This is a genomic window from Cohnella hongkongensis (assembly GCF_042654645.1).
GTDB lineage: Bacteria > Bacillota > Bacilli > Paenibacillales > Paenibacillaceae > Cohnella > Cohnella hongkongensis.
Genome location: NZ_JBHSEP010000005.1, coordinates 138463 through 159566 on the forward strand (window position 1 = coordinate 138463; position 21104 = coordinate 159566).

A 21104-nucleotide genomic window follows, 5' to 3' on the forward strand; every position below is an offset into this window, starting at 1 on the left:
ATGCCGATAAAGCGAAGCGAAGTGAAGAGGGCTCAGGAACGGACGGCGGAGCTGCTGGCTTCTGCCGGCATCGTGTTGACCGATGCCGAACGGGAAAGCATCGAAGTGGCCGGGTTCGGGCTGGACCAGCTGGAGCAGCAGGGGCTGGAGCTGGTGACGTACGTAAACACGGATCGTTACTGCGCCAAGGATCTGGTGCTCTTTCCACGCCAGACGTGCCCGGAGCATCTGCACCCGCCGGTAGGCGGCGAACCGGGCAAAATGGAGACGTTCCGCTGTCGCCGGGGGCTCGTCTACCTGTACGTGGAAGGAGAGCCGGCCGCTTCTCCGCAGGCCGCCGTGCCGGCGGGGAGCGAGCCCTACTACACCGTTTTCCATGAGATCGTGCTTAAGCCGGGCGAGCAGTATACGATTCCGCCCAATACGAAGCATTGGTTCCAGGGGGGGCCGGAAGGCGCGATCGTCTCCGAATTTTCCAGCACAAGCCGGGACGAGTTCGATCTGTTCACCGATCCGAGAATCGAAAGAATGCCCCGCATCGTCGAAGACTGACGGGAGAAGGTGAGGCCGCCATGAGGCTGTATGGCAGACGATGGACGAGAAGGGAAATCGAAGCGCGCCTCGGCAGCGTCGCGCAGATCGGCGGCGTCCGGAGGCTGATGCTGACGGAAGGTAAGGAAGCGGGCACGGAACTGATCGAAGTGCGGACGGGTGCCGGACTGTCGCTTGAGATCGTCCCTTCCAAGGGGATGGACGTCTCGCAGGCCCGGCTCTGGGGAACGCCGATCTCCTGGCAGGCACCGGGCGGCGACGCGCATCCGGCATACTACGAGCCGCAAGGAACGGGCTGGCTGCGCACGGCTTCGGGCGGACTGCTGATGACCTGCGGGCTAACCCACGTCGGTCCCCCTTCGCAGGATGAGACCGGCAGCTACGGTCTGCACGGCCGGGCGCATCATACCCCGGCCCGCAGCGTCGGCATCCGCGAGGAGTGGGTCGGGGACGAGCTGCACTGGAGCGTGTTCGGCGTTGTGGAGGAAACGGCGATCTTCGGAAGCAAGCTGAGGCTGACGAGGGAACTGTCCGGCAAGCTGGGCGACAATCGTATCGAGATACGGGACCGGGTAGAGAATTTCGGCTTTCGGCCCGCCGAGCACATGATGCTCTACCATTTCAATTTCGGATTTCCCCTGCTGGGCGAGCGAACGGAAATCCGTCTTCCCGAGGCCGAGCGCAAAATTCGCGCCGGAGGCTCGGCTCCGATGGACAGCTGCACCTCATGGGAAGCGCCGGATCCCGATGCCGAAGAAACGGTATTTTACCATACCTTGATGCGCGAGGGGATCGGCGAAGACGGCATGGCCGAGGCGAGGATCGTTCAGCCTGATTTTCCGGCGGCTGCGGGCTCGAGGGCGACCGAAGTCGTCCTTCGCTGGTCGGCGGATACGCTGCCGCTGCTCGTCCAGTGGCGGATGCCCGGAGCGGGCGAGCACGTTCTCGGCCTGGAGCCGTCTAATTGCCGTGTCGAAGGGAGAGAGGCGGAGCGTCTCCGCGGGGGGCCGCTCGTTCTTGCGCCCGGTCAATCGGTCGACTATCGCTTGGAGTTGAATGTCGTATAACGGAAAGCGATAATAGAGGCATATCGAATGGGACGATCGGGAGGCCGTGCGGCAATGAAAGGGAATTACTACAGCTTAAATGCAAGGCAGCAGCAGATGCTTGAACAGATTTCCCGCGAGGGCGAGGTTCGGGTGTCGGTCCTGAAGGATACGTACGGCGTTACGGAGATGACGATTCGCCGCGACCTTGAGAAGCTGGAGGAGACCGGAGAGGTCAAGAGAACGTTCGGCGGAGTGATCTTCGTCGGCAGGGACGTGGCGCTCCAGGAGCGGGTCGGCCTGCTGTCGGAGGAGAAGGCGAGAATCGGCCGTCATGCGGCGGCGCTGATCAAGCCGGGGGAATCGGTCTTTATCGACGGAGGCACGACGACTTCCCAGATTGCCCGGTACCTGCCGCACGGAATGAGCATTACCGTCGTGACCAACTCGCTTACCGTCGTATCCGAGCTTTCCGGCAAGCAGATTCCCGTCATGATGACGGGGGGCATGTACTTGGAGGCGACGCATTCCCTCTCCGGGCCGCTTGCGGTGCAGAGCATAGCCGGGATGGCCTTCCACCGCGCCTTCCTCGGCACGACCGGCGTTACCGTAGAGCACGGCTTCAGCAATTCCAACATCTACGAGGCGGAGATTAAGCAGCTTGCCGTCCGCCAGGCTACCGAGACGACGATCGTCGCGGATCGCTCGAAGTTCGGCACGAAGATGCTGATCTCGTTCGCGCCTTTGTCCGGCGTGCAGCGGATCGTCACCGATCGGGAGCCCGACGAGCCGCTTGCGCTCGCTTGCCGGGAATCCGGCGTGCTGCTGGAGGTCGCGGAATAAATCGCTTCAGCTCAGACGGACGTCTTCCTACGGCGCGCTAGCCGGCAGGGAGACGTCTTTTTCAACAAAAACGCGATTCTGAGTCTAGAGGCCGCCGAAGGCGTTTTGGCTTGCATCGCCCGCCGCTGCCGGTTCGGCGAGGACCTTTCTTGGGGGCGATCGAGGGCTAATATCGTATACCGATGTCGCGTTTGTGGATACACAGAGCCGGTGCGATCTGATACCCTGATCTTGTCAAATCCGAATCCTGATAGGTGGAGGGCTAAAGATGAGCAGATTGCGTATCGGCATGATCGGCACGGGCGGAATCGCGGAGTGGCACGGAAGGCAGCTGTTGGAGCTGCCCGAGGTCGAGATTGTCGCGATTACGGACACGAGCGAGGCGAGCAGGGGCAAGTTTGTCGGGAAGTTCGGTTTGCGCGAGGCGGCGCAGTTCGCGGATTATCGCACGATGCTGGAGGAGGCCGAGCTTGACGCCGTCGTCATCTGCTCCCCGCATACGCTGCATTACGAGCAGGCGACGGATGCGCTGAACAAGGGGCTGCACGCGCTGATCGAGAAGCCGATGACTTGCAGCTCCGCGGAAGCCGAACGGCTGATCGAGACGGCGAAGCGATCGGGGAAAATACTGCAGGTGTCGTACCAGCGTCATTTTCAGCCGGAGTTTCTTTATATTAAAGAGGCGATCGAACGCGGCGAGATCGGCAAGCTGACGTCGGTCACCGCTTCGCTGTACCAGGAGTGGAGACAGGGAACTCCCGGCACCTGGAGGCAGAATCCGGCGCTGTCGGGCGGCGGCTTTCTGATGGACTCCGGGAGCCATATTATCGATGTGCTGCTGTGGACGACGGGACTGACGCCGGTCGAGGTCAAGACGCAGATGCACAGGCAGGGCTCTCCGGTGGAGATCGATACATTCACCGCGATCCGCTTTGCGGAGGGCGCGATCGGCGGACTGAACCTGGTCGGCTACGCGCCGTGCTGGCACGAGACGTACGCCTTCTGCGGCGAAGCCGGCGGCATCTTCTACGACAACGGGAAGATCACGCTTCGCCGTCTGCGCCAGGAACCGATCGTTCCCGAGCTTCCGCCGCAGACGACGAACCAGGACAAGAGCTTCGTCGATGCCATTCTGGGCAGACAGGACGTGGCGGTCAGCGGCGAATTCGCCTATCGGGTCGTTAAGCTGTCGGAGATGGTCTATGAAGCGGCGGGCTATTCCCCGGCCGGGGATGCCGACGCAAGCAAGGAGGGGCTAGCATGAATTTATCGATCGGAATGAGAATTCCTCCCCAGATCGGGAAGGAAGGGATCGGCGCCGTTGCCGCATGGGCCGCGCAGGCCGGTCTCGACACGCTGGACGTGCCGGAGCTGACGCCCGAAGTGAAGGAGGCGTGCGAGCGAGCGGGAATCGGAATCGGTTCGGTGGACGCCCGGCAAGTATCGTCTCTGCTCAGCCGTGACGAGGCTCGGCGCGCGGACGCCGCCGCCTCGTTGAAGAAGCAGATGGACGAGATGGCCGCTCTCGGAGGCACGGTGATGTTCATGTGCCTGGTGCCGGAGGACGCGGCGCTTCCCCGCGCCGAGGGCTTCGCGATCTGGAAGGAGATGTTCCCGGATTTGGTGGCCCACGCCGAACGAAGGGGCGTTTATATCGCTATTGAGGGCTGGCCGGGGCCGGCGCCGCACTATCCGACGCTCGGCTGTACGCCGGAGATGTGGCGGGCGATGTTCGAGGCGATCCCGTCCAAGCATTTCGGCCTGAACTACGATCCGTCCCATCTCGTCCGTCTCGGCATCGACTATGTAAGGGCGCTGTCCGAGTTCGGAGAGCGCGTCAACCACTGCCACGGCAAGGATACGGAAATTTTGCACGACGAGCTGTACGAATGCGGGACGCTGCCGGCAACCTTCGGCGCGAAGTATGGCTTCTCGGAAGGCTCGTGGCGCTACACGATCCCGGGTCACGGAGAGGTGGACTGGGGGAAGGTGGCCGTCCGTCTTGAACGGGCGGGCTACCGCGGCGCGATCGGCATCGAACTGGAGGATCACCGCTACTGGGGGACGGCCGAAGCCGAGCGCCAAGGCATCGTGAAGGCGGCCGCCCATTTGGCCAAGTACTTCAAGTAAGCCGGACCGGTATCCGCCATGCCCGTACAGCTCCGGCGCTCGGCGGAGCCGTCACCCGACCGGAACGGGCTGAAGCAGACGATTGGCGCAACGGCGGGACTGGACCCCGGTTGGAACGGAGCGCGGCGCCCGGGGCATCCTATGAGGGCTGTCCCTCAAGTAGGGAGCGTACAAGATACGGTCTTCTGCGGAGGGCAGCCCTGTTCATTTTTTCCCGTATTCGCCGTCATGATGCGGCCGTTTCGAATTTTGCGCGAACGCGAAGCCCCGGACTCGGAATTCTCCCCGTCTCAGGGAGAGAGCGCGACCCGAAATCCGGCGTTGCCGGTGGAGCTGTCCGGGGTGTTGCTGCTTCTCGCCGCAACGCGGTATCGGTTGCAATAAGAACGATGGCATAGATAAGAGCCGCCCCGCATCGAACGTCTGCCTGTAGGCTGCTCGAACCGCGGGTTGTCGCTCGGGGTTGCCCGATGATAGGACGGACTGAACCAATCCGCGCACCATTCCCACACGTTGCCGGACATGTTGTACAAGCCGTAGCCGTTAGGCTTGTACTCATCGACGGGAGCCGTTCCTTCGTAACCATCGCTCGCGTTGTTCTTGACCGGGAATTTTCCCTGCCAGATGTTGCAGCGATGCTCTCCGTCCGGCTTGAGCAGATCTCCCCACGGATACGTTTTGCGCTCCAGGCCTCCCCTTGCGGCATACTCCCATTCCGCTTCGGTCGGCAGGCGCTGCCCGGACCACTTGCAATAAGCTTCCGCGTCGTGCCACGAGACGTGGACGACCGGATGGTTCATTCGATCCTTAATGTCGGAGTCCGGGCCTTCGGGCTTCGCCCAGTAGGCGCCGTTCACGGCGTACCACCAGGGCGCCTCCTGCGGCGCGCCGGACACCAGACGCTTCGTCTCATCGGAGACGAACAGATGGAAGACGTACGACCAGCCGAAACGCTCGGCTTCGGTCACGTAGCCCGTCTCCTCCGCAAACTGCCGGAACTGCGCGTTCGTTACGGCATACGGCGAGATATAGAAAGGATCGACGCTCACGAGACGCTCCGGTCCTTCCCCGTCCGAAGGAAACCCTTCGCGGGAGTTCGTTCCCATGACGAATTCGCCGCCCGGCAGCCAAAGGAGCCCCTCTTCGGGGTTTTGCGAGGCGATGGCGGAGATCGGCTGTGAGTCGGTCGGCGGCGCTGCGGGCTCGGCCGGAGCGGGGCCTTCGCTCCGACGGGCCGCGCAGCAAGCTTTAATCGGCTGTTGTTCCAATTCCAATCGGATCAGTTCCTTTCGTGAGTTCTGGAATGCGGCGGCTTATCCGTATACCGCGATCCCGACGAGCCCGGAAAGCAGCACGACGGTAAATGGATGCTTGTGCAAATAAACGAGAGCGAACAGCGACCCGGCGAAGATCAAAATCTGGCTCCACGTCCGCCAATCGAACGTCGTCGTCATACCGGAATTCTGAGCGAAGACGATCGCGGCGTAGACGATCATGCCGGCCACTACCGGACGCAGGCCGAAGAAGGACGACTTCACCAGCCGATTGTCGCGGTAGCGCATCAGAAGCTTGCCCGCAGCGAGAATCAAGGCCAGAGAAGGAAGGATCATCGCCAGAGAAGCGACGACCGCGCCGATTGGTCCGGCCTGATGGTAGCCGACGGCTACCGCGATATTGGTCGCGATCGGTCCGGGAGACATGCCGGCGACGGCGACGATGTCCGCCAGCTGGGCCGGGTCCATCCACTGGTGGCGATGGATCACTTCTTCCCGGATGAGCGGAATCATGGCGTAGCCGCCTCCGAAGGAGACGAGACCGACCATGAAAAACGTCAAGAACAAATCGATAAGCATACCCATTCCCCATTATCGTCGAGTTTAGATCATGTAGTCGTAGACGGGTTCCTTCTCCTCGAGCTTTGTTTTTCTGCCCAGCAGCGCCCGGACCTTCACGACGACGACGCCCGCAAGCGCGCCGAAGACGATCAGCCAGGCCGGATGCAGGAAGCTTTCTCCGAAAATCAGCAGACAGACGGCGATGGCCGCCAGCGAACCGGAGGCGAAATCGACAACGGCGGTCTTCCCGATCTTGATCGCGGCATAGACGATCATGGCTACGACTGTCGCTCGAATGGACAGGAAGGCGGCTTCGATCTTCGGGTTGTCCTTTAGTTGAATGTACACGAGTGAGAGGCCGATCATCAAGGCGAACGTAGGCAGGAAAATGCCGAGCAGCGCGGACAGCGCGCCGCCGACGCCGGCAATCCGATACCCGATGAGCGTGGCGGAGTTCACCGCGACCGCTCCGGGAACGGAGCCGGATACCGCTACGATGTCGGCCACCTCCTCGCTCTGCAGCCATTTGCGTTTTTCCACGATTTCCTTTTCGATGACCGGAATGAGAGCATAGCCCCCGCCGAACGTAAAAGGTCCCATTTTCAAAAAGGTTGCGAACAGCGAGCCGATAAGCTTCCAGTTGGCACTCATAAGGGACCCTCCTTTCATTTCTCCTCTAGTATATCATCTTTATTTCATTTTGGAATTAAGTTTAAGGAATTTTGAACTATAACGTCTTTTTATACGGTGTATTGATTTTACTTAATTCCATATTAATCTAAAGTTGTGGAGGGGAGAATGGGCTATAGTAGTCTGGGAAACAGAAATAAGGTATAATGGTTTAATAGATTTCCAATGCGGTTACTTGGTGATTCAGGAAGTATAAAAATCGCTATCCTGATCTGAATCACCTCCGACAAAAACGCGATTCCGCGTCTAGAGAACGCCGAGGGCGTTTTTGCTTGGATAAGCGAGGAAGGATCGTGACTATGCAGCGAAGCGGCGGCTTGCCGACGCCTAAACGGCTTGTATATTCCCATATCGCGGAGCAGGGCGCCGTCTCCAAGGCCGAGCTGCTCGCCCGTTATGCGATGACCAGCAGCACGATGACCCGTCTGCTGGAGGAGATGATGGAGGAGAAGCTGATCCTGGCCTCGGGGCTTGGGCCGTCCAGCGGCGGAAGAAGGCCGATTCTGTACGAGACCAACCCGGAATTCGGTTATTTCTTCGGCCTGGAGATTTCCCGCTTTTCCTCCTCTCTCGGTTTTTTCGACGTGCGGATGAATCCGATGTCGTTTACGCGCTGGCGCATGGACGAGGCGATGACGCCGGAGCGCGTCGTCGAACATGTGGCCGCGAATATGAAGGCCATTCTGAACGATCACAAGATCGAACCCGCCCAGGTCGTCGGGGTCGGGATCGGCGCCGTTGGCCCGCTGGACCGGGAGAGCGGGGTTATTGTGAAGCCGCGGTATTTCCCTTCGCCGGGATGGGTGGACGTGCCGATCTGCCGAATGATCGAAGAGAGAACCGGGTTTCGCGCGGAGCTGGAGAACGGAGCCAACGCCGCTTTAATGGGAGAGCAGTGGGCGATGCGCCATGCCCGACCGAGGCATATGCTGTATGTGCACGCCGGCGTCGGCCTGCGCTCGGCCATGATGTCCAACGGGGAGATTATCCACGGATCGTTGGACATGGAGGGCGCGATTGGCCAGATGATCATCCAGACGGACGGGCCAAGGCTGAGCGACGACGGCAATTTCGGCGCGCTCGAGGCGTTCGTGTCCGTGCAGGCGCTGGAAAGGCTGGCGCAATCCCGGGCGAAGATCAGCGGAGCGGGATGGGCGGACAAGCTGCGGATCGCGCCCGACAAAATCGGCTACGAGCTTCTGCTGCAGGAGCTCCGGCAGAACAATGCGGACGTCGAGGAGCTGTTCAGGCAAGCCGCCTCCTATCTGGGGATCGGACTGGCCAATATGATCAATATGCTGCATCCCGAGACGGTCGTTCTCGGCGGAGCGCTGATCAATTCGCACGACCGCTTCTACGAGACGGCGATCGGCGTGGCGCGCAAAAACGTCTACTACTATCCGGAGTACGAGCCTGCGTTCACCAAGGGCGAGTTGCGGGAGGACGCGGTCGCGACCGGCGCCGCGCTTATGGTATGGAAGAGAATGCCGATCTGAGGCTTGATGTGGTAACATGTGGAGGAAGACGTTATATACTCCATCTAAGCCGAAAGGAATGTTCTGTCCATGCCTTTAGTCGACATGCCGCTTGAGAAACTGAAAGAGTATTCCGGCACCAATCCCCGCCCGGCCGATTTCGACGCCTATTGGGAGAGAGCGCTTGTAGAGATGCGGGCCGCAGACGCTCAGGTCGAGCTCGTGCCCAGCGCGTTCCAGACGCCGTCGGCGGAATGCTTCGATCTGTATTTCACGGGCGTCCGCGGCGCGCGCATCCATGCGAAGTACGTGCGCCCGCGCCATGCGGCCGAGCCTCACCCCGCAGTCGTGCTGTTTCACGGATATACCGGACATGCTGGCGATTGGTCCGATAAGCTTGCTTACGCTTCGCTCGGGTTTTCCGTTCTGGCGATGGATTGCCGCGGACAGGGCGGTTCCTCCGAGGACGTCGGGGGCGTCAAGGGCACCACTCATCAAGGCCACATTATTCGCGGGCTGAGCGACCACGAGGATCACTTGCTTTTCCGCCACATTTTCCTGGATGCCGCCCAGCTGGCCGGCATTGCGATGGAGCTGCCCGAAGTCGATCCGGAGCGCGTATACGCGGCGGGCGGATCCCAGGGCGGCGCGTTGACGATCGCTTGCGCGGCTCTGGAGCCGAGAGTGAAGAAGCTGGCTCCGATCTTCCCGTTCCTGTGCGATTACAAGCGGACGTGGGAGATGGACTTGGCGAAGGACGCTTACCAGGAGCTGAGGACGTACTTCCGCCACTTCGATCCGCTGCACGAACGCGAGGACGAAATTTTCACCAAGCTCGGCTACATCGACCTGCAGTTTCTGGCGAACCGTATCCGCGGCGAGGTGCTGATGTTCGTCGGACTGATGGACACCGTATGCCCGCCGTCCACGCAGTTCGCGGCCTATAACAAAATAATCGCTCCGAAGCGGCTGGTCATCTATCCGGATTTCGGCCACGAGCATCTGCCAGGCTCGACGGATCAGACGATCCGCTTTTTACTGGGCGATCAATAAGGCCCCGCGCACTTCGAGGGCTTCTTCCTGCATGGCCCGCGGCTGACGGAATAAAGCGAGAATCGGTCACTTTCCCCCGGGATTAGATCATCGCCAAAGCGCGGCCGGTGCCTTAAGCTGGAGATGGGACATCCATGCAGTTCGCAAAGCGGGGGGAATGGAATGTACGAAAGATTGGTCGTGGACGACGAGCTGCGGGCAAGCGTCGGCATCCGAAGCTTCCTGCTTGCTTCGGATCTGAACATCGCCGCCGTCGAAACCGCGCTGAACGGGTTCGAAGCTATCGACTATTTGCGAATGGATGCCCGGCGCATCGAGCTTACGCCGGCGAGAAAGAGCTGAGCGAACGGGACGCGGAAAGGTCCGAATCGTTCGTGCCGCTTACGGCGCTCCCGCGAGGCGGTGCAACCTTCCTGGCCGAAGGTTCGTCTGATGGACAGTAGGGTTCGCCTGACACGGGGAGGTCAAGAAATGAAAATGATGGTTCTCATTTTACTGGCGGCGCTGCTAAGCGGCTGCGGGGCGCGTTCGCCGGTTTTCGAGCCTGGAGCTGCGCCTTCAGCCGACGCCGCGCCATCGCCGTCGCCGTCGTTGGTAGCGCCCGACGCTCCGGCTTCGTCATCGGCTCGGCTGGAAGCGATCCAGGACCGGTTGACCGGGCAATGGGAGTTGCTCAAGGAGAAGCATGCTCTCGCGCTGCAATTCGTTTATTCGACCGACGACGGAATCGTCATAGAAGTCCGTCCTTACGGAAATGTGGAGAAGAGCCCAAGCGAGGAAGAGCTCGAAGCGTTCAAGGCGAGTCTGTTCGAGTTGGCCGGAGAGACGTTCCCGGTGCAGATTTCCGTACGGGACTGCTGCGAGGTCGAGCCTCATGTGACCGGCAAGATCACATCCGTCGAAGATCAGCGGGTATTAATTGTCAACGAGAGCAAGAAAATCGGCAGCTCGGACATGCCCGAAGCGTATTGGGTCGGCTTGACGGCGGACGGGCAATTGCTCGCGGCTGACGAACAGACGGTGCTCGAGGTGGACAAGTCGCTCGTAGGCCGGGAGGCGAAAGCCTGGACGACGGGGCTGGTCAACGAGTCCTACCCGGCGCAGACGAGCGCCATCCGGATTATCGTCGAATAGGGCAGAGGCTGTCGCCGAAGCAGGTCTGCCCGCTTGAAGGAAATCGGCAAAAGAAAGGGCGGTGCAGTTCAGGTGGGGTATCCTGCACCGCCATTCCTGGTTTTTGATCGCTTGCTTGAGCCATTTGTGGGCAAGCGAAAGCCGCCCGACCTCGAGGCTCGCCTTTGGCAAGCCTCGAAGCGGAAAACGCCGAAATCCCCACGCTCCCCGATTCAATCATTCATCGAACCGACAGCGCGCCCTTCCCCGATCCTGAGCTTCTCGCGGACTTGCCGCTTGTAACGCAGATCCTTCAGACTCACCTGATTTCTCTTTGGCTTTCGTACAACCTTCCTTTAACGGGCATCCTTCGCCACTTTCGAGTCCGCCTCTTGCTTCTCCTAGATGTAAGGCAAGACGATGCGCTTTACCCGCTCGAGTCCCTCCCACATCTCGCCGGGACCGTCGTAGATCAGGACGTAGGCGCCGTCGTAGCCCGGCTTTCGAACGGCTTCGAGGCAGCGGACCAGCTCGGCCTCGTCCGGCGCGCCGTACTCGTCGTAGGCGGGCTTGACGTGCACGGACAGACTGCGCGGCACGGTCATGGCGATCTCGTCGTACTTGGCTTCGCCTTGATAATTGCCGAAATCCGTAATCATGCCGATGCCGCCTGCCGAGTCCAGCAGCTTCAGGCAGCTTGCGGCGGTGGAGGCTAGCGGCTTGAAGTTCTCCGTCACGACGCGAACCCCCTGATCGGAGGCGTACGCGGCTAGCTCGCGCAGCGTTCGTCCCGCCCTCCGGATCGCCTCTTCGTCGGTCGGAGGCGCTTCTCCCGCGATCAGGCGCACCCGCTTCGCCCCGCAGCGGGAGGCGACGTCGATCCAGTCGCGGTACAGCTTGCCGTCGGCGGCTTGCCGGATTTCATCCGTCGTCGAGGGGTCGCCGTAATCGAGCAGCAGCGTATCGAAGATAACGTCGGCTTCGGCGAACGCCCTTCGCAGCCGATCCAGATAAGCGTCCTCTGTCGAAGGAAAGTGGAAATGGCACACCTCCAACGCGGCATAGCCTCGGCGGGCGGCTTCTCCAGGCAACTCGAGAAGCGTATGAACCTCCGGCTGGCTCTGCTCGTGCGTGCGGTGTGCGCCGGCTTCGGCGTCCCAGGACGTCCAGCGGAGAGGGCCTAGCAGACGGTGCAGGCTCCACGTGCTGACGGAAAGATAGGACATGCGAACACTCCTTCATAAGGGTAGGTTGGGAATCCTACCTCATCCTAGCTCTTTTTTTCGGCTCTCTCCAATGGGGGATTGTGGCGAGATTGTCTCGTATTTTGGTATCGGAGAGCGGCGGAGTCTGCGAAAAACCCCGAACAGCTTATTGAAATTATGGCCGCTTTCGTCCACAATGGATGAAGAATGTCAGGGCAGTTCATTTTAGCGTCAAGGAGAGAAACGCAATTATGAAGTATATCAGCACGAGAGGGAAAGTCGCGCCGATCGGCTTTATCGATATGTTCCTGATGGGGCTGGGCGAAGACGGCGGACTCATCGTACCCGAGACGATTCCGGCTGTCGGCGCGGAGCAGCTGCGCGCCTGGTCGGGCTTGTCCTTCCAAGAGCTTATGCTGAACGTCTTTTCTTTATATACGAACGACGAAATTCCGGAAGCGGACCTGCGAGGGCTGATCGAGGCCAGCTATGCCGGATTTACGAGTCCCGACGTGCTGCCGTTGACGAGAATCAACGAGGAGCTTAGCGTCATGGAGCTGTTCCACGGGCCGACGTTCGCGTTCAAGGACGTCGCGCTCCAGTTCATGGGCAATCTGTACGCTTACGTGGCGAAGAAGCGCGGCGAGGTCATCAACATTCTCGGAGCGACGTCGGGCGATACGGGGGCTTCGGCGATCAGCAGCGTGCGCGGCAAGGAAGGGATTCAGATTTGCATCCTGCATCCGAACGGCAAGGTGAGCCGGGTGCAGGAGCTGCAGATGACGACGGTGCAGGACGACAACGTGCTGAATTTGTCGGTTAACGGCAACTTCGACGACTGCCAGCAGATTATCAAGGAGCTGTTCGCGGACGTTTCCTTTAAGACCAAGTACCATCTGCGGGCGATCAATTCCATTAATTTCGTGCGCATTTTGGCCCAGTCCGTGTATTATGTCTACGCCTACTTGAAGCTGCCGGAGGAAGCGCGGTCCGGCGTCGTCAACGTCAGCGTTCCGACCGGCAACTTCGGCAACATTTTCTCCGGCTATCTGGCTCGGAAGATGGGCGTGCCGATCAAGCAGCTCGTGCTGGCGACGAACGAGAACAATATCCTGGAGCGTTTTGTCCGCGAGGGAGTCTACAAGCCGGAAGGCTTCCGCAGCACGCACAGCCCGTCGATGGATATTCAGATCGCGAGCAATTTCGAGCGATACTTGTACTATTTCCTGGGAGAGGACTCCGTCGAGGTGGCGGCTCGCATGGAACGGTTCAAGGCGGAGGGCCAGCTGACGTTCAGCGCCGAAGAGGTCGCCCGCATCCAGCGCGACTTGTCGGCTTACAGCGTCGGCAACGAGGAGTGTCTGGAGACGATCCGCAAGTACGAGGAGCGGCACGGCTACCTGCTGGACCCTCATTCGGCTTGCGGCGTAGCGGCCTTCGAGCGCGCAGGCAACAAAGGAGACGGCGCGTTCGTGGCGCTGGCGACGGCTCACCCCGCGAAGTTCGACGAAGCGATCCGGCTTGTCGGCATCGAACAGAAGTTTCCGGAGCGGATCTCCGAGCTGTTCGACAAGCCGCAGCGGCAGGTCGTCGTCGACAATTCGAAGGAAGCGGTCGCAGCGCAATTGAAGAGCTTCTATCGGCAGACAAACGGCTAAACATGATCGAAACGGGGGAGAAGGGTTTGCTTATCGGCGCAGTAGAAGCAGGCGGCACGAAGTTCGTGTGCGGAATCGGGAATGAAAAAGGGGAGGTGCTCGATCGGATCAGCTTTCCGACCGAGCAGCCGGAGAAGACGCTCGCACAGGTGATCTCTTATTTCCGGGACAAGCAGGTCGCGTCGATCGGCATCGGATCGTTCGGTCCGATTAATATCGACCGCGCAAGTCCGCAGTACGGCTATGTGACGACGACGCCCAAGCCGGGCTGGTCGAACTATCCGGTGCTGCCGGAGCTGAAGAAGGCGCTCGACGTGCCGATCGGCTGGGATACGGACGTGAACGCGGCCGCGCTCGGAGAAGCGACATGGGGCGCCGCGAAAGGACTGGACAGCTGTCTCTATTACACGATCGGCACAGGCGTCGGCGTAGGCGTCTACGCCGAAGGCAGGATGGTGCACGGACTCGTGCATCCCGAAGGCGGCCACGTGCTGACGAGACGTCATCCGGACGATACGTACGAAGGCCGGTGTCCTTACCATGGCGATTGCCTGGAAGGCATGGCGGCCGGCCCCGCTCTGGAGGGCAGATGGAAGGTGAAGGGCAGCGAGCTGCCGGCCGACCATCCGGCTTGGGAGATGGAGGCGTTCTATATCGGACAGGCGCTCGTGAGCGCGATTCTGCTGCTGTCGCCGAAGAAAATCATCCTGGGCGGCGGCGTGATGCACCAGTTGCAGCTGTTCCCGCTAATCCGGGAGCAGGTGCGCAGCGGCTTGAACGGCTACGTCGCATCTCCCGCGCTGGAGCCGGGCGGCATCGATGACTATATCGTGCCTCCGGGTCTCGGCGACAACGCCGGCCTCTGCGGTTCCATCGCGCTTGGCCTGCGTGTGTACGAGGAGTCGCGGTAAGGCGAGCATGACGGAGGGCTGCCTCCAAAGCGAAAGCTTTGGGGGCAGTTTTTTGTTCTGCGGATACCCCGTTAACTCATACGACATCAGGGCCAAGAGGACGGTCTTCGCAAGGCGGGTGGTGGTCTCTAAGAGTCCGGCAGGCCGTAACGCGTGGGGTCGAGGCGAATGGCGGCTTCTTGCGGTCCGGCAGGCTGTAATGCGGGCGGGGGTCTGTAACGGTCAGGTGCCGGGAAACAATGCTTGCTTCTTCTGTGTCACATTTGAGTTACTCTAGCTGCTGTAATATAGAGGGAAAATGAATGAAGAACTTTTTTTGTGTAATTAAACTTGACATAAGTTGGCGATCTGCTCCGTATAGATGGGTATAGCTCATACAGGAGGTAGATAAGGATGATGTCGTCTCGTCTGTTTCGCCGAATTTCGGTTGCGTTTCTGGCGTTGTGCGTTCTGGCAATCGGCATGAATACGGCATTGGCCGCTGAGGCTTCGACCGCTCCGGATGCGTCCGCTTCTACGTCGAACATTCCGCCGGTGCCCTTCGCATTCCGCTCTTCCCCGCTTCCCAACGTCTTGGTGATCGCCACCGGAGGCACGCTGGCGGGGAAGGCGGCCGACGCTACGAGCTTCCAGAACTACAGGGCGGGAACCTATCTCATGGAAGACCTCGTGAAGCAGCTTCCGGATAAAGACAAAATCGCGGACGTGTCGGTGTACCAATTCGGCAACAAAGGCTCCGGCGGCTATGCCGTTGCCGAACTGTACGATCTGTCCTTGGCCGTCGATCAGGCTCTGGAGCTGTACGACGGAGTTGTCGTGACGACGGGGACCGACACGATGGAGGAGATCGGGTATTTCCTCGACCTGACGGTGCAGAGCGAGAAGCCGGTCGTCATTACGGGAGCGATGCGGCCATGGGACGTGATCGGCACGGACGCGCCGGCTAACCTGTATAACGCGATCAAGCTTGCGGGCAGCGGCAAGACGACCTGGTTCGGTACCGTACTGATGCTCAACGATACGATTCATGCGGCGCGAGATGTCACGAAATCGAACGCGCACCGGATGGATACGTTCGAGACGCCGATTCTGGGAGCTCTCGGGTACATCGACGAGGAGGAAATCCGCATTTACCGCGCGCCGGCGCGGGTATTGAAGGCGGATCAAGAGGGATGGAGGACTCCGTTCGATCTGAAGAAGATCGGGAAAAAGGATTTGCCGCTTGTAGGCATCGCCTACAACGGCCAGGAGATGAGCGGCGGTTCCATCCGCGGCCTTGTGGCGGAAGGAGCCAAGGGCATCGTTACTGCCGGCACCGGAGCGGGCGGCATCTCGTCTCGGATGAGCGATGCCCGCAAGGAGGCGATCGCCCAAGGCGTCATCTTCGTGACGACGACCCGAACGGGCTCCGGCACGATGTACGGAGGCGGCGAAGGGATCATCGCCGGCGACAGCCTCAACGCTCAGCACGCGCGTATTCTGCTGATACTTGCTCTGGCCTTCTCCGACGACTTCGATACCATTAAAGAGTGGTTCGAGACGGTCGGCAGGCAGGACATCGACGGCTCCCAGCTGGCCTCGTAAGTCTTAAACCGGCCTAGCGGCTTCTGAGGTCATCGTGTCGCCTAGAGGCGGTCTCCTGCAAGCGGTCGAGTGGTCGGCTCTTGCTGGGAGGCGGCCTTTTGGCGACGTTCCGGCGGACGAAGTTCGACGAGAGTATGACATTACGCGAAATAGGGAAATCCTATTGACAATTTCCTCCTAATCGTCCATCATTAATATATGATCAATTATTCATATATTAATGAATTGAGGGATACAGATGTCCAAGACACATTCTCATCCGGACCGCGTCTCTCTGCAGCCTCAAGGACACGCTCACGATCATAGCGACAGTCACGGGCGCAAGCACGGCGGCGGTTCTGGTCACGGTCACGAGCACCACCATCATCAAGACGGCGGTTCTGGTCACAGTCACGAGCACCACCACCATCATCACGGAATCGGAGGGCACCATCACCACCTCGACGGCAACCGCGACGGGAATAAAAAAGGGTTAATGATCGCGTTGATCATTACGGCGGGCATCATGGTGCTGGAGTTCGTCGGCGGGCTGGTCACGAACAGCCTGGCGCTCCTCTCGGATTCCGGCCATATGCTGAGCGACGCAAGCGCGCTGGCGCTCAGTCTGGTCGCTTTCTGGTTCGCGGCCAGGCCCGCTTCGCCGAACAAGACGTACGGCTTTTACCGGTTTGAAATTTTGGCCGCGCTGTTTAACGGCGTCACGCTGTTCGTCATCGCCGGATTCATCCTGTGGGAGGCCTACGAGCGCTTCTTCTCCCCTCCCGAAGTGTCGAGCCTGTCCATGCTGCTGATCGCCTCCGTAGGCCTTGTCGCCAACCTGCTGAGCGCTTACGCGCTCATGCGCAAAGGCGACGTCAAGAACAACTTGAACCTGAGAAGCGCCTACCTGCACGTGTTGGGCGATGCGCTGGGCTCCGTCGGCGCCATCGTGGCGGGGATCGTCATGCTCGCTTTCGGCTGGTACGTCGCCGACCCGATCATCAGCGTGCTCGTGTCGCTGCTCATCCTGAAAAGCGCCTGGGGCGTCATTAAGCACACCGTTCACATCCTGATGGAGGGAACTCCGATGACGGTCGACCAAGTCGCGGTAAAAGCCGCATTAACCGATATCGACGGCGTTCTCGACGTTCACGATCTGCATATCTGGACGATTACGTCGGGAATGGATTCGCTTAGCTGTCATCTGCGCGTCGAGGACGGGGCGGATCAGCAGGACGTTCTGCAGCAGGCGATTCGGACGATCGAGGACAAGTTCAAAATTCAGCACGCCACGATCCAGATCGAGACGGCCGCGATTCGCCATGTGGAGTTGAAGGTGTAGGAGCTGCGGCGGGCGAAAAAGGCCAGGCAAGCGAGGAGGGAAAGGTCAGGCAAAACGAGGAAAAGCAGCAAGGCGAGGCGAGGTAAATCGAGGCCGGACAAACGAGGAAGGCAAAGCGAGGCCAGGCAAGGCAAAGGGAGCATCGCGAGAACGGGCGGCCGGGAAGCGGCGTTCCGAAGGCCCTTGATCGGGGAGAGGGCCCAAATTAACGATTTCTAACCGTTTTCTAAGAAACGCTTAGAATCCCTGTAATCGCGGCTGCCGTTCTCTTCTTGGAAGGAAATAGGAGAAACCGGATATGTTATAGTTAATCCCGACAACATCGGTTCGAATGCAACCGGAAGAAGCCGGGAGGATTTACTGCAACTATGAACAACAAGCTTGCGATCAAGTTATGCCTTGCTTGCGGTCTGGCCGCTGCGGGACTGTTCGGCGCAATGCTAGGCTCGCCTTCTCAAGCCAGCGCTGCGACGCCCGAAGCGTTGAGCCTGGTGGCATATGGAAAAGATTACATCGGCACGCCTTATCGATATGGGGCTGCGGCGGGCAAGACCACGGCCTTCGATTGTTCTTCCTATGTACAATACGTATTCGAACAGGCGGGAGTCTCTCTGCCTCGCACCTCCGCGGCTCAAGCGACCGCCGGAGAGAAGGTCGACAAGGCGTACTTGAGCGTAGGCGATCTGGTGTTCTTCAAGACCGGGGGAAGCGGGATCAGCCACGTCGGCATCTACGCCGGCGACGGCAAAATGCTCCACGCCAGCAGCAGTCAGGGCGTCACGCTGTCGAGCATGAACACGAATTATTGGACGAAGGCCTACGTGACAGCGCGCAGAGTGCTATAATATGGAAGCTGAACGGAGCCATCCCGCGAGGGGTGGTTTTTCTGTTCGTGATTCCGAAAGTATAAAATAACGCTCTCCTTCTCTGAATCCCCTCCGACAAAAACGCAATTCTGCGTCTAGAGGACGCCGAAGGCGTTTTTGCTTGCTTGAACCGACAAACTCACTGACGCAGAAGGCGAGAAAAAGGTTGCACGAGCGCCCGGATTGTCGAATTTTTATCTGAACTTAAGGTTCCGTTTATCGTAACCATACATAATTTCGTATATAATTGACTAGGTTGAAACCTTTTTGTCGGTATATCGTAAAAGTAGGTAGTCGAGGGATGAGAGATTCCTAGAATCCGTTCCCGCCGCAATTAGCCGAATTGAGTTGAAGGGAGACCCTGCTTGACATGACGATTTCGCTTGTGAAAGGACAGAAAGTAGACCTTACGAAGGGGAATGCCGGACTCAGCAAGATTACGGTAGGTCTGGGATGGGACCCGGTCGAGAAGAGAGGCTTCTTCGGCTCGAAGAAAGTGGACATCGACTGCGACGCTTCGGCGCTGCTGCTCGACGAGAACGGCAAGCTTCGCGACAAGAACCTCGTATGCTTCTACAATCTGAAGAGCCCGGACGGGTCGGTCGTTCATTCCGGCGATAACCTTACCGGTGAGGGAGACGGAGACGACGAGCAGATCCATATCGATCTCGCGCGCGTTCCCGCTAGCATTCACAGAATTCTCGTTGTCGTTAACATCTACGACTGCGTTAACCGCAAGCAGGATTTCGGAATGATCTCCTCCGCTTACATTCGCGTGTTGAATCAGGCCAATCAGCAGGAGCTTATCCGGTTCAACCTGACCGACAACTACGCGGGCAAGACCGCGCTGATCGTCGGGGAAATCTACCGCCACAGCGGGGAATGGAAGTTTAACGCGATCGGCGAAGGCTCGTTCGCCGCGCATGTCGACTTGTTGGCAAGAGAATATCAATAATAAATCCAATTCAAGAAAAGAGGTCATTACACATGTCCATCAGCTTATCCAAAGGTCAAAAAATCGATCTCACGAAAACGAATCCGGGTCTGACGAAAGTATTGGTAGGCCTCGGCTGGGACACGAATAAGTACGACGGAGGCAAAGACTTCGACCTCGACGCTTCGGCCTTCCTGCTGAACGGCGCCGGCAAGGCGGCTTCCGACAAGGATTTCATTTTCTACAACAACCTGAAGAGCTCCAACGGCGCTGTCGAGCACACGGGGGACAACCTGACGGGCGAAGGCGACGGAGACGACGAGCAAATCAAAGTGAACCTGTCTACGGTGCCTGCCGAAGTGGAAAAAATTTCGTTCTGCATCACGATCCACGAAGCGGCTGAAAGAGGACAAAATTTCGGCCAAGTCACGAACGCGTTCGTACGCATCGTGAACGAGGATACCGGAGCGGAGCTGCTCCGTTACGATCTGGGAGAGGACTTCTCGGTCGAGACGGCTGTCGTCGTAGGCGAGATCTACCGCCACAGCGGCGAATGGAAATTCAACGCGGTAGGCAGCGGCTATAAAGACGGCCTGGCCGGCTTGGTTAAAGATTTCGGCTTGATGTAAGGCTGTAGTACCCGGTTACGGGACCGCTGTTCAATCGGATCGCGGTCCCTTTCCAATTAACGAGGAGGTAAAACGGAGATGGCGGTGAATTTGTCCAAAGGCCAGAAGGTCGACTTGACGAAGTCCAATCCCGGGCTGACGAAGGTCAAAATCGGACTGGGCTGGGATACGAACAAGTATGACGGGGGCAGCGCCTTTGATCTGGACGCTTCGGCCTTCTGCTTAAACGGTTCGGGCAAGGTCAGCTCGGACAACGATTTTATTTTCTACAACAACAGAAGCAATTCGAACGGCTCCATTGTGCTGTCGGGGGACAATCAGACCGGCGAAGGAGACGGAGACGACGAGTCGCTCGTCATCGAGCTCGCCCAAGTGCCGGCGGACGTTCAGAAGATCGCGTTCTGCATTACGATCCACGATGCGGCGGGACGCAACCAGAATTTCGGTCAAGTGGCCAACTCCTTCGCACGCGTCGTTAACGAGGCGACGAACGAAGAGCTGATCCGCTACGATCTCGGAGAGGACTTCTCGATCGAGACGGCGGTCGTCGTCGCCGAGCTCTACCGGCATAACGGCGAATGGAAATTCAGCGCCGTCGGCAGCGGATACCGCGACGGCTTGGCCGGACTGTGTCGGGATTTCGGAGTTCAGGTATAGGAGGAATCAGGATGACCATCAGCTTATCCAAGGGACAAAGAATCGATCTGACTAAAACGAATCCGGGCCTGGTGAAGGCAATCATCGGACTGGGCTGGGATACGAACAAGTATACCGGGGGAGACGACTTCGACCTGGACGCTTCGGCTTTCCTGCTTCATGCCAACGGCAAGGCGAACGGCATCGAAGATTTCGTTTTCTACAACAATTTAAGCGCCTACGGCGGCGCCGTCGTTCATACCGGGGACAACCGGGACGGACAGGGCGACGGAGACGACGAGCAGATCAAGCTCGATTTTACGAAAATACCGAATCATATTCAGCGTATCGGCATTACCGTCACGATCCACGACGCGCAGAGCCGCAGCCAGAACTTCGGACAGGTCTCGAACGCGTTCGTGCGCCTGGTGGACGAGCAGACGGGAAGCGAAATTCTTCGCTACGATCTGGGTGAAGATTTCTCGATCGAGACGGCAGTCGTGGTGTGCGAGCTGTACCGGCACGGCGCCGACTGGAAATTCCAAGCGGTAGGCGCGGGATTCTCCGGAGGCTTGGCCGCTCTTGCGAACAACTATGGCTTGGACGCCAAGTAAGAGATCACT

Annotated in this window: 22 protein-coding genes and 1 pseudogene; 18 read left to right on the forward strand and 5 right to left on the reverse strand. The window is 59.3% G+C overall.

Translation table 11 applies throughout. From position 1 onward, the window contains the following. The 5 genes from ACFO3S_RS09435 (at position 1) to ACFO3S_RS09455 (ending at position 4571) form a co-directional block, all read left to right on the forward strand. Positions 1–552 (forward strand): D-lyxose/D-mannose family sugar isomerase, encoded by a 552-nt coding sequence (locus ACFO3S_RS09435; RefSeq protein ID WP_378094719.1) that lies wholly within the window; start codon positions 1–3, stop codon positions 550–552. A 20-nt stretch (positions 553–572) separates the two neighbouring features. Next, a complete protein-coding gene (locus tag ACFO3S_RS09440; RefSeq protein ID WP_378094720.1) occupies positions 573–1619 on the forward strand; it encodes an aldose 1-epimerase family protein in 1047 nt (348 codons plus the stop codon). A 54-nt stretch (positions 1620–1673) separates the two neighbouring features. Beyond that, positions 1674–2441: a DeoR/GlpR family DNA-binding transcription regulator gene (locus ACFO3S_RS09445; protein WP_378094722.1), complete on the forward strand. Its 768-nt coding sequence runs from the start codon at positions 1674–1676 to the stop codon at positions 2439–2441. A gap of 268 nt (positions 2442–2709) precedes the next feature. Beyond that, positions 2710–3705, forward strand: coding sequence for a Gfo/Idh/MocA family protein (locus tag ACFO3S_RS09450; protein ID WP_378094724.1), 996 nt, complete (start codon positions 2710–2712; stop codon positions 3703–3705). Next, entirely contained in the window at positions 3702–4571 is an 870-nt protein-coding gene (locus ACFO3S_RS09455; RefSeq protein WP_378094726.1) for a sugar phosphate isomerase/epimerase family protein, read from the forward strand. The genes ACFO3S_RS09450 and ACFO3S_RS09455 overlap by 4 nt, the downstream gene beginning before the upstream one ends. A gap of 290 nt (positions 4572–4861) precedes the next feature. On the opposite strand, the gene ACFO3S_RS09460 is transcribed toward ACFO3S_RS09455, so the two are convergent. The 3 genes from ACFO3S_RS09460 to ACFO3S_RS09470 all read right to left on the reverse strand — a co-directional run bounded on the left by ACFO3S_RS09460 (position 4862) and on the right by ACFO3S_RS09470 (position 7057). Next, positions 4862–5677, reverse strand: a complete 816-nt coding sequence (locus ACFO3S_RS09460; protein WP_465251400.1) for a formylglycine-generating enzyme family protein — start codon at positions 5675–5677, stop codon at positions 4862–4864. 207 nt (positions 5678–5884) lie between these two features. Next, entirely contained in the window at positions 5885–6424 is a 540-nt protein-coding gene (locus ACFO3S_RS09465; protein WP_378094728.1) for a chromate transporter, read from the reverse strand. Between the two features lie 24 nt (positions 6425–6448). After that, positions 6449–7057, reverse strand: a complete 609-nt coding sequence (locus ACFO3S_RS09470) for a chromate transporter (protein ID WP_378094730.1) — start codon at positions 7055–7057, stop codon at positions 6449–6451. 338 nt (positions 7058–7395) lie between these two features. On the opposite strand from ACFO3S_RS09470, the gene ACFO3S_RS09475 reads away from it, so the two are divergent. The 4 genes from ACFO3S_RS09475 (at position 7396) to ACFO3S_RS09490 (ending at position 10758) form a co-directional block, all read left to right on the forward strand. Continuing rightward, a complete protein-coding gene (locus ACFO3S_RS09475) occupies positions 7396–8592 on the forward strand; it encodes an ROK family protein (RefSeq protein ID WP_378095034.1) in 1197 nt (398 codons plus the stop codon). 69 nt (positions 8593–8661) lie between these two features. Beyond that, positions 8662–9624, forward strand: a complete 963-nt coding sequence (locus ACFO3S_RS09480) for an alpha/beta fold hydrolase (RefSeq protein ID WP_378094732.1) — start codon at positions 8662–8664, stop codon at positions 9622–9624. Positions 9625–9786: 162 nt separating this feature from the next. Then, positions 9787–9966 (forward strand): response regulator, encoded by a 180-nt coding sequence (locus tag ACFO3S_RS09485; protein WP_378094734.1) that lies wholly within the window; start codon positions 9787–9789, stop codon positions 9964–9966. 129 nt (positions 9967–10095) lie between these two features. Then, on the forward strand, positions 10096–10758 hold the full coding sequence (locus ACFO3S_RS09490) for a hypothetical protein (protein WP_378094736.1): 663 nt from the start codon (positions 10096–10098) through the stop codon (positions 10756–10758). A 93-nt stretch (positions 10759–10851) separates the two neighbouring features. Here the strand turns inward: ACFO3S_RS09490 and ACFO3S_RS27960 are convergent. Both ACFO3S_RS27960 and ACFO3S_RS09495 read right to left on the reverse strand, forming a co-directional pair. Continuing rightward, positions 10852–11115 (reverse strand): annotated as a pseudogene (locus tag ACFO3S_RS27960) (IS1182 family transposase); the annotation flags it as partial. Between the two features lie 23 nt (positions 11116–11138). Next, positions 11139–11963, reverse strand: coding sequence for a sugar phosphate isomerase/epimerase family protein (locus ACFO3S_RS09495; protein ID WP_378094738.1), 825 nt, complete (start codon positions 11961–11963; stop codon positions 11139–11141). 230 nt (positions 11964–12193) lie between these two features. Between ACFO3S_RS09495 and thrC the strand changes: the two genes are divergently transcribed. From thrC to ACFO3S_RS09540, 9 genes are all read left to right on the forward strand, one after another. Next, positions 12194–13600 carry a threonine synthase gene (gene thrC, locus ACFO3S_RS09500; RefSeq protein ID WP_378094740.1) on the forward strand — a complete coding sequence of 469 codons (1407 nt, stop codon included), beginning with the start codon at positions 12194–12196 and terminating at the stop codon, positions 13598–13600. Between the two features lie 26 nt (positions 13601–13626). After that, positions 13627–14511, forward strand: coding sequence for an ROK family protein (locus ACFO3S_RS09505; RefSeq protein ID WP_378094742.1), 885 nt, complete (start codon positions 13627–13629; stop codon positions 14509–14511). A gap of 393 nt (positions 14512–14904) precedes the next feature. Further along, entirely contained in the window at positions 14905–16095 is a 1191-nt protein-coding gene (locus ACFO3S_RS09510) for an asparaginase (protein WP_378094744.1), read from the forward strand. 238 nt (positions 16096–16333) lie between these two features. Further along, positions 16334–17416 (forward strand): cation diffusion facilitator family transporter, encoded by a 1083-nt coding sequence (locus ACFO3S_RS09515; RefSeq protein WP_378094746.1) that lies wholly within the window; start codon positions 16334–16336, stop codon positions 17414–17416. 368 nt (positions 17417–17784) lie between these two features. Further along, a complete protein-coding gene (locus tag ACFO3S_RS09520; RefSeq protein ID WP_378094750.1) occupies positions 17785–18261 on the forward strand; it encodes a C40 family peptidase in 477 nt (158 codons plus the stop codon). A 391-nt stretch (positions 18262–18652) separates the two neighbouring features. Next, positions 18653–19237 carry a TerD family protein gene (locus tag ACFO3S_RS09525; RefSeq protein WP_378094754.1) on the forward strand — a complete coding sequence of 195 codons (585 nt, stop codon included), beginning with the start codon at positions 18653–18655 and terminating at the stop codon, positions 19235–19237. 32 nt (positions 19238–19269) lie between these two features. Next, the gene (locus tag ACFO3S_RS09530; RefSeq protein ID WP_378094756.1) at positions 19270–19845 is read left to right on the forward strand and encodes a TerD family protein; all 576 of its coding nucleotides are present in this window, start codon (positions 19270–19272) and stop codon (positions 19843–19845) included. 78 nt (positions 19846–19923) lie between these two features. Further along, positions 19924–20502: a TerD family protein gene (locus ACFO3S_RS09535; RefSeq protein WP_378094759.1), complete on the forward strand. Its 579-nt coding sequence runs from the start codon at positions 19924–19926 to the stop codon at positions 20500–20502. Between the two features lie 11 nt (positions 20503–20513). Continuing rightward, complete coding sequence (locus tag ACFO3S_RS09540) at positions 20514–21095, forward strand: TerD family protein (protein WP_378094762.1); 582 nt, start codon at positions 20514–20516, stop codon at positions 21093–21095. The last annotated feature ends 9 nt before the right edge of the window (positions 21096–21104 follow it).

Coding starts and splice junctions, on each gene's coding strand:
- ACFO3S_RS09435 (WP_378094719.1), top strand. CDS start 1: ATGCCGATAAAGCGAAGCGAAGTGAAGAGGGCTCAGGAACGGACGGCG.
- ACFO3S_RS09440 (WP_378094720.1), top strand. CDS start 573: ATGAGGCTGTATGGCAGACGATGGACGAGAAGGGAAATCGAAGCGCGC.
- ACFO3S_RS09445 (WP_378094722.1), top strand. CDS start 1,674: ATGAAAGGGAATTACTACAGCTTAAATGCAAGGCAGCAGCAGATGCTT.
- ACFO3S_RS09450 (WP_378094724.1), top strand. CDS start 2,710: ATGAGCAGATTGCGTATCGGCATGATCGGCACGGGCGGAATCGCGGAG.
- ACFO3S_RS09455 (WP_378094726.1), top strand. CDS start 3,702: ATGAATTTATCGATCGGAATGAGAATTCCTCCCCAGATCGGGAAGGAA.
- ACFO3S_RS09460 (WP_465251400.1), bottom strand. CDS start 5,677: ATGGGAACGAACTCCCGCGAAGGGTTTCCTTCGGACGGGGAAGGACCG.
- ACFO3S_RS09465 (WP_378094728.1), bottom strand. CDS start 6,424: ATGCTTATCGATTTGTTCTTGACGTTTTTCATGGTCGGTCTCGTCTCC.
- ACFO3S_RS09470 (WP_378094730.1), bottom strand. CDS start 7,057: ATGAGTGCCAACTGGAAGCTTATCGGCTCGCTGTTCGCAACCTTTTTG.
- ACFO3S_RS09475 (WP_378095034.1), top strand. CDS start 7,396: ATGCAGCGAAGCGGCGGCTTGCCGACGCCTAAACGGCTTGTATATTCC.
- ACFO3S_RS09480 (WP_378094732.1), top strand. CDS start 8,662: ATGCCTTTAGTCGACATGCCGCTTGAGAAACTGAAAGAGTATTCCGGC.
- ACFO3S_RS09485 (WP_378094734.1), top strand. CDS start 9,787: ATGTACGAAAGATTGGTCGTGGACGACGAGCTGCGGGCAAGCGTCGGC.
- ACFO3S_RS09490 (WP_378094736.1), top strand. CDS start 10,096: ATGAAAATGATGGTTCTCATTTTACTGGCGGCGCTGCTAAGCGGCTGC.
- ACFO3S_RS09495 (WP_378094738.1), bottom strand. CDS start 11,963: ATGTCCTATCTTTCCGTCAGCACGTGGAGCCTGCACCGTCTGCTAGGC.
- thrC (WP_378094740.1), top strand. CDS start 12,194: ATGAAGTATATCAGCACGAGAGGGAAAGTCGCGCCGATCGGCTTTATC.
- ACFO3S_RS09510 (WP_378094744.1), top strand. CDS start 14,905: ATGATGTCGTCTCGTCTGTTTCGCCGAATTTCGGTTGCGTTTCTGGCG.
- ACFO3S_RS09515 (WP_378094746.1), top strand. CDS start 16,334: ATGTCCAAGACACATTCTCATCCGGACCGCGTCTCTCTGCAGCCTCAA.
- ACFO3S_RS09520 (WP_378094750.1), top strand. CDS start 17,785: ATGAACAACAAGCTTGCGATCAAGTTATGCCTTGCTTGCGGTCTGGCC.
- ACFO3S_RS09525 (WP_378094754.1), top strand. CDS start 18,653: ATGACGATTTCGCTTGTGAAAGGACAGAAAGTAGACCTTACGAAGGGG.
- ACFO3S_RS09530 (WP_378094756.1), top strand. CDS start 19,270: ATGTCCATCAGCTTATCCAAAGGTCAAAAAATCGATCTCACGAAAACG.
- ACFO3S_RS09535 (WP_378094759.1), top strand. CDS start 19,924: ATGGCGGTGAATTTGTCCAAAGGCCAGAAGGTCGACTTGACGAAGTCC.
- ACFO3S_RS09540 (WP_378094762.1), top strand. CDS start 20,514: ATGACCATCAGCTTATCCAAGGGACAAAGAATCGATCTGACTAAAACG.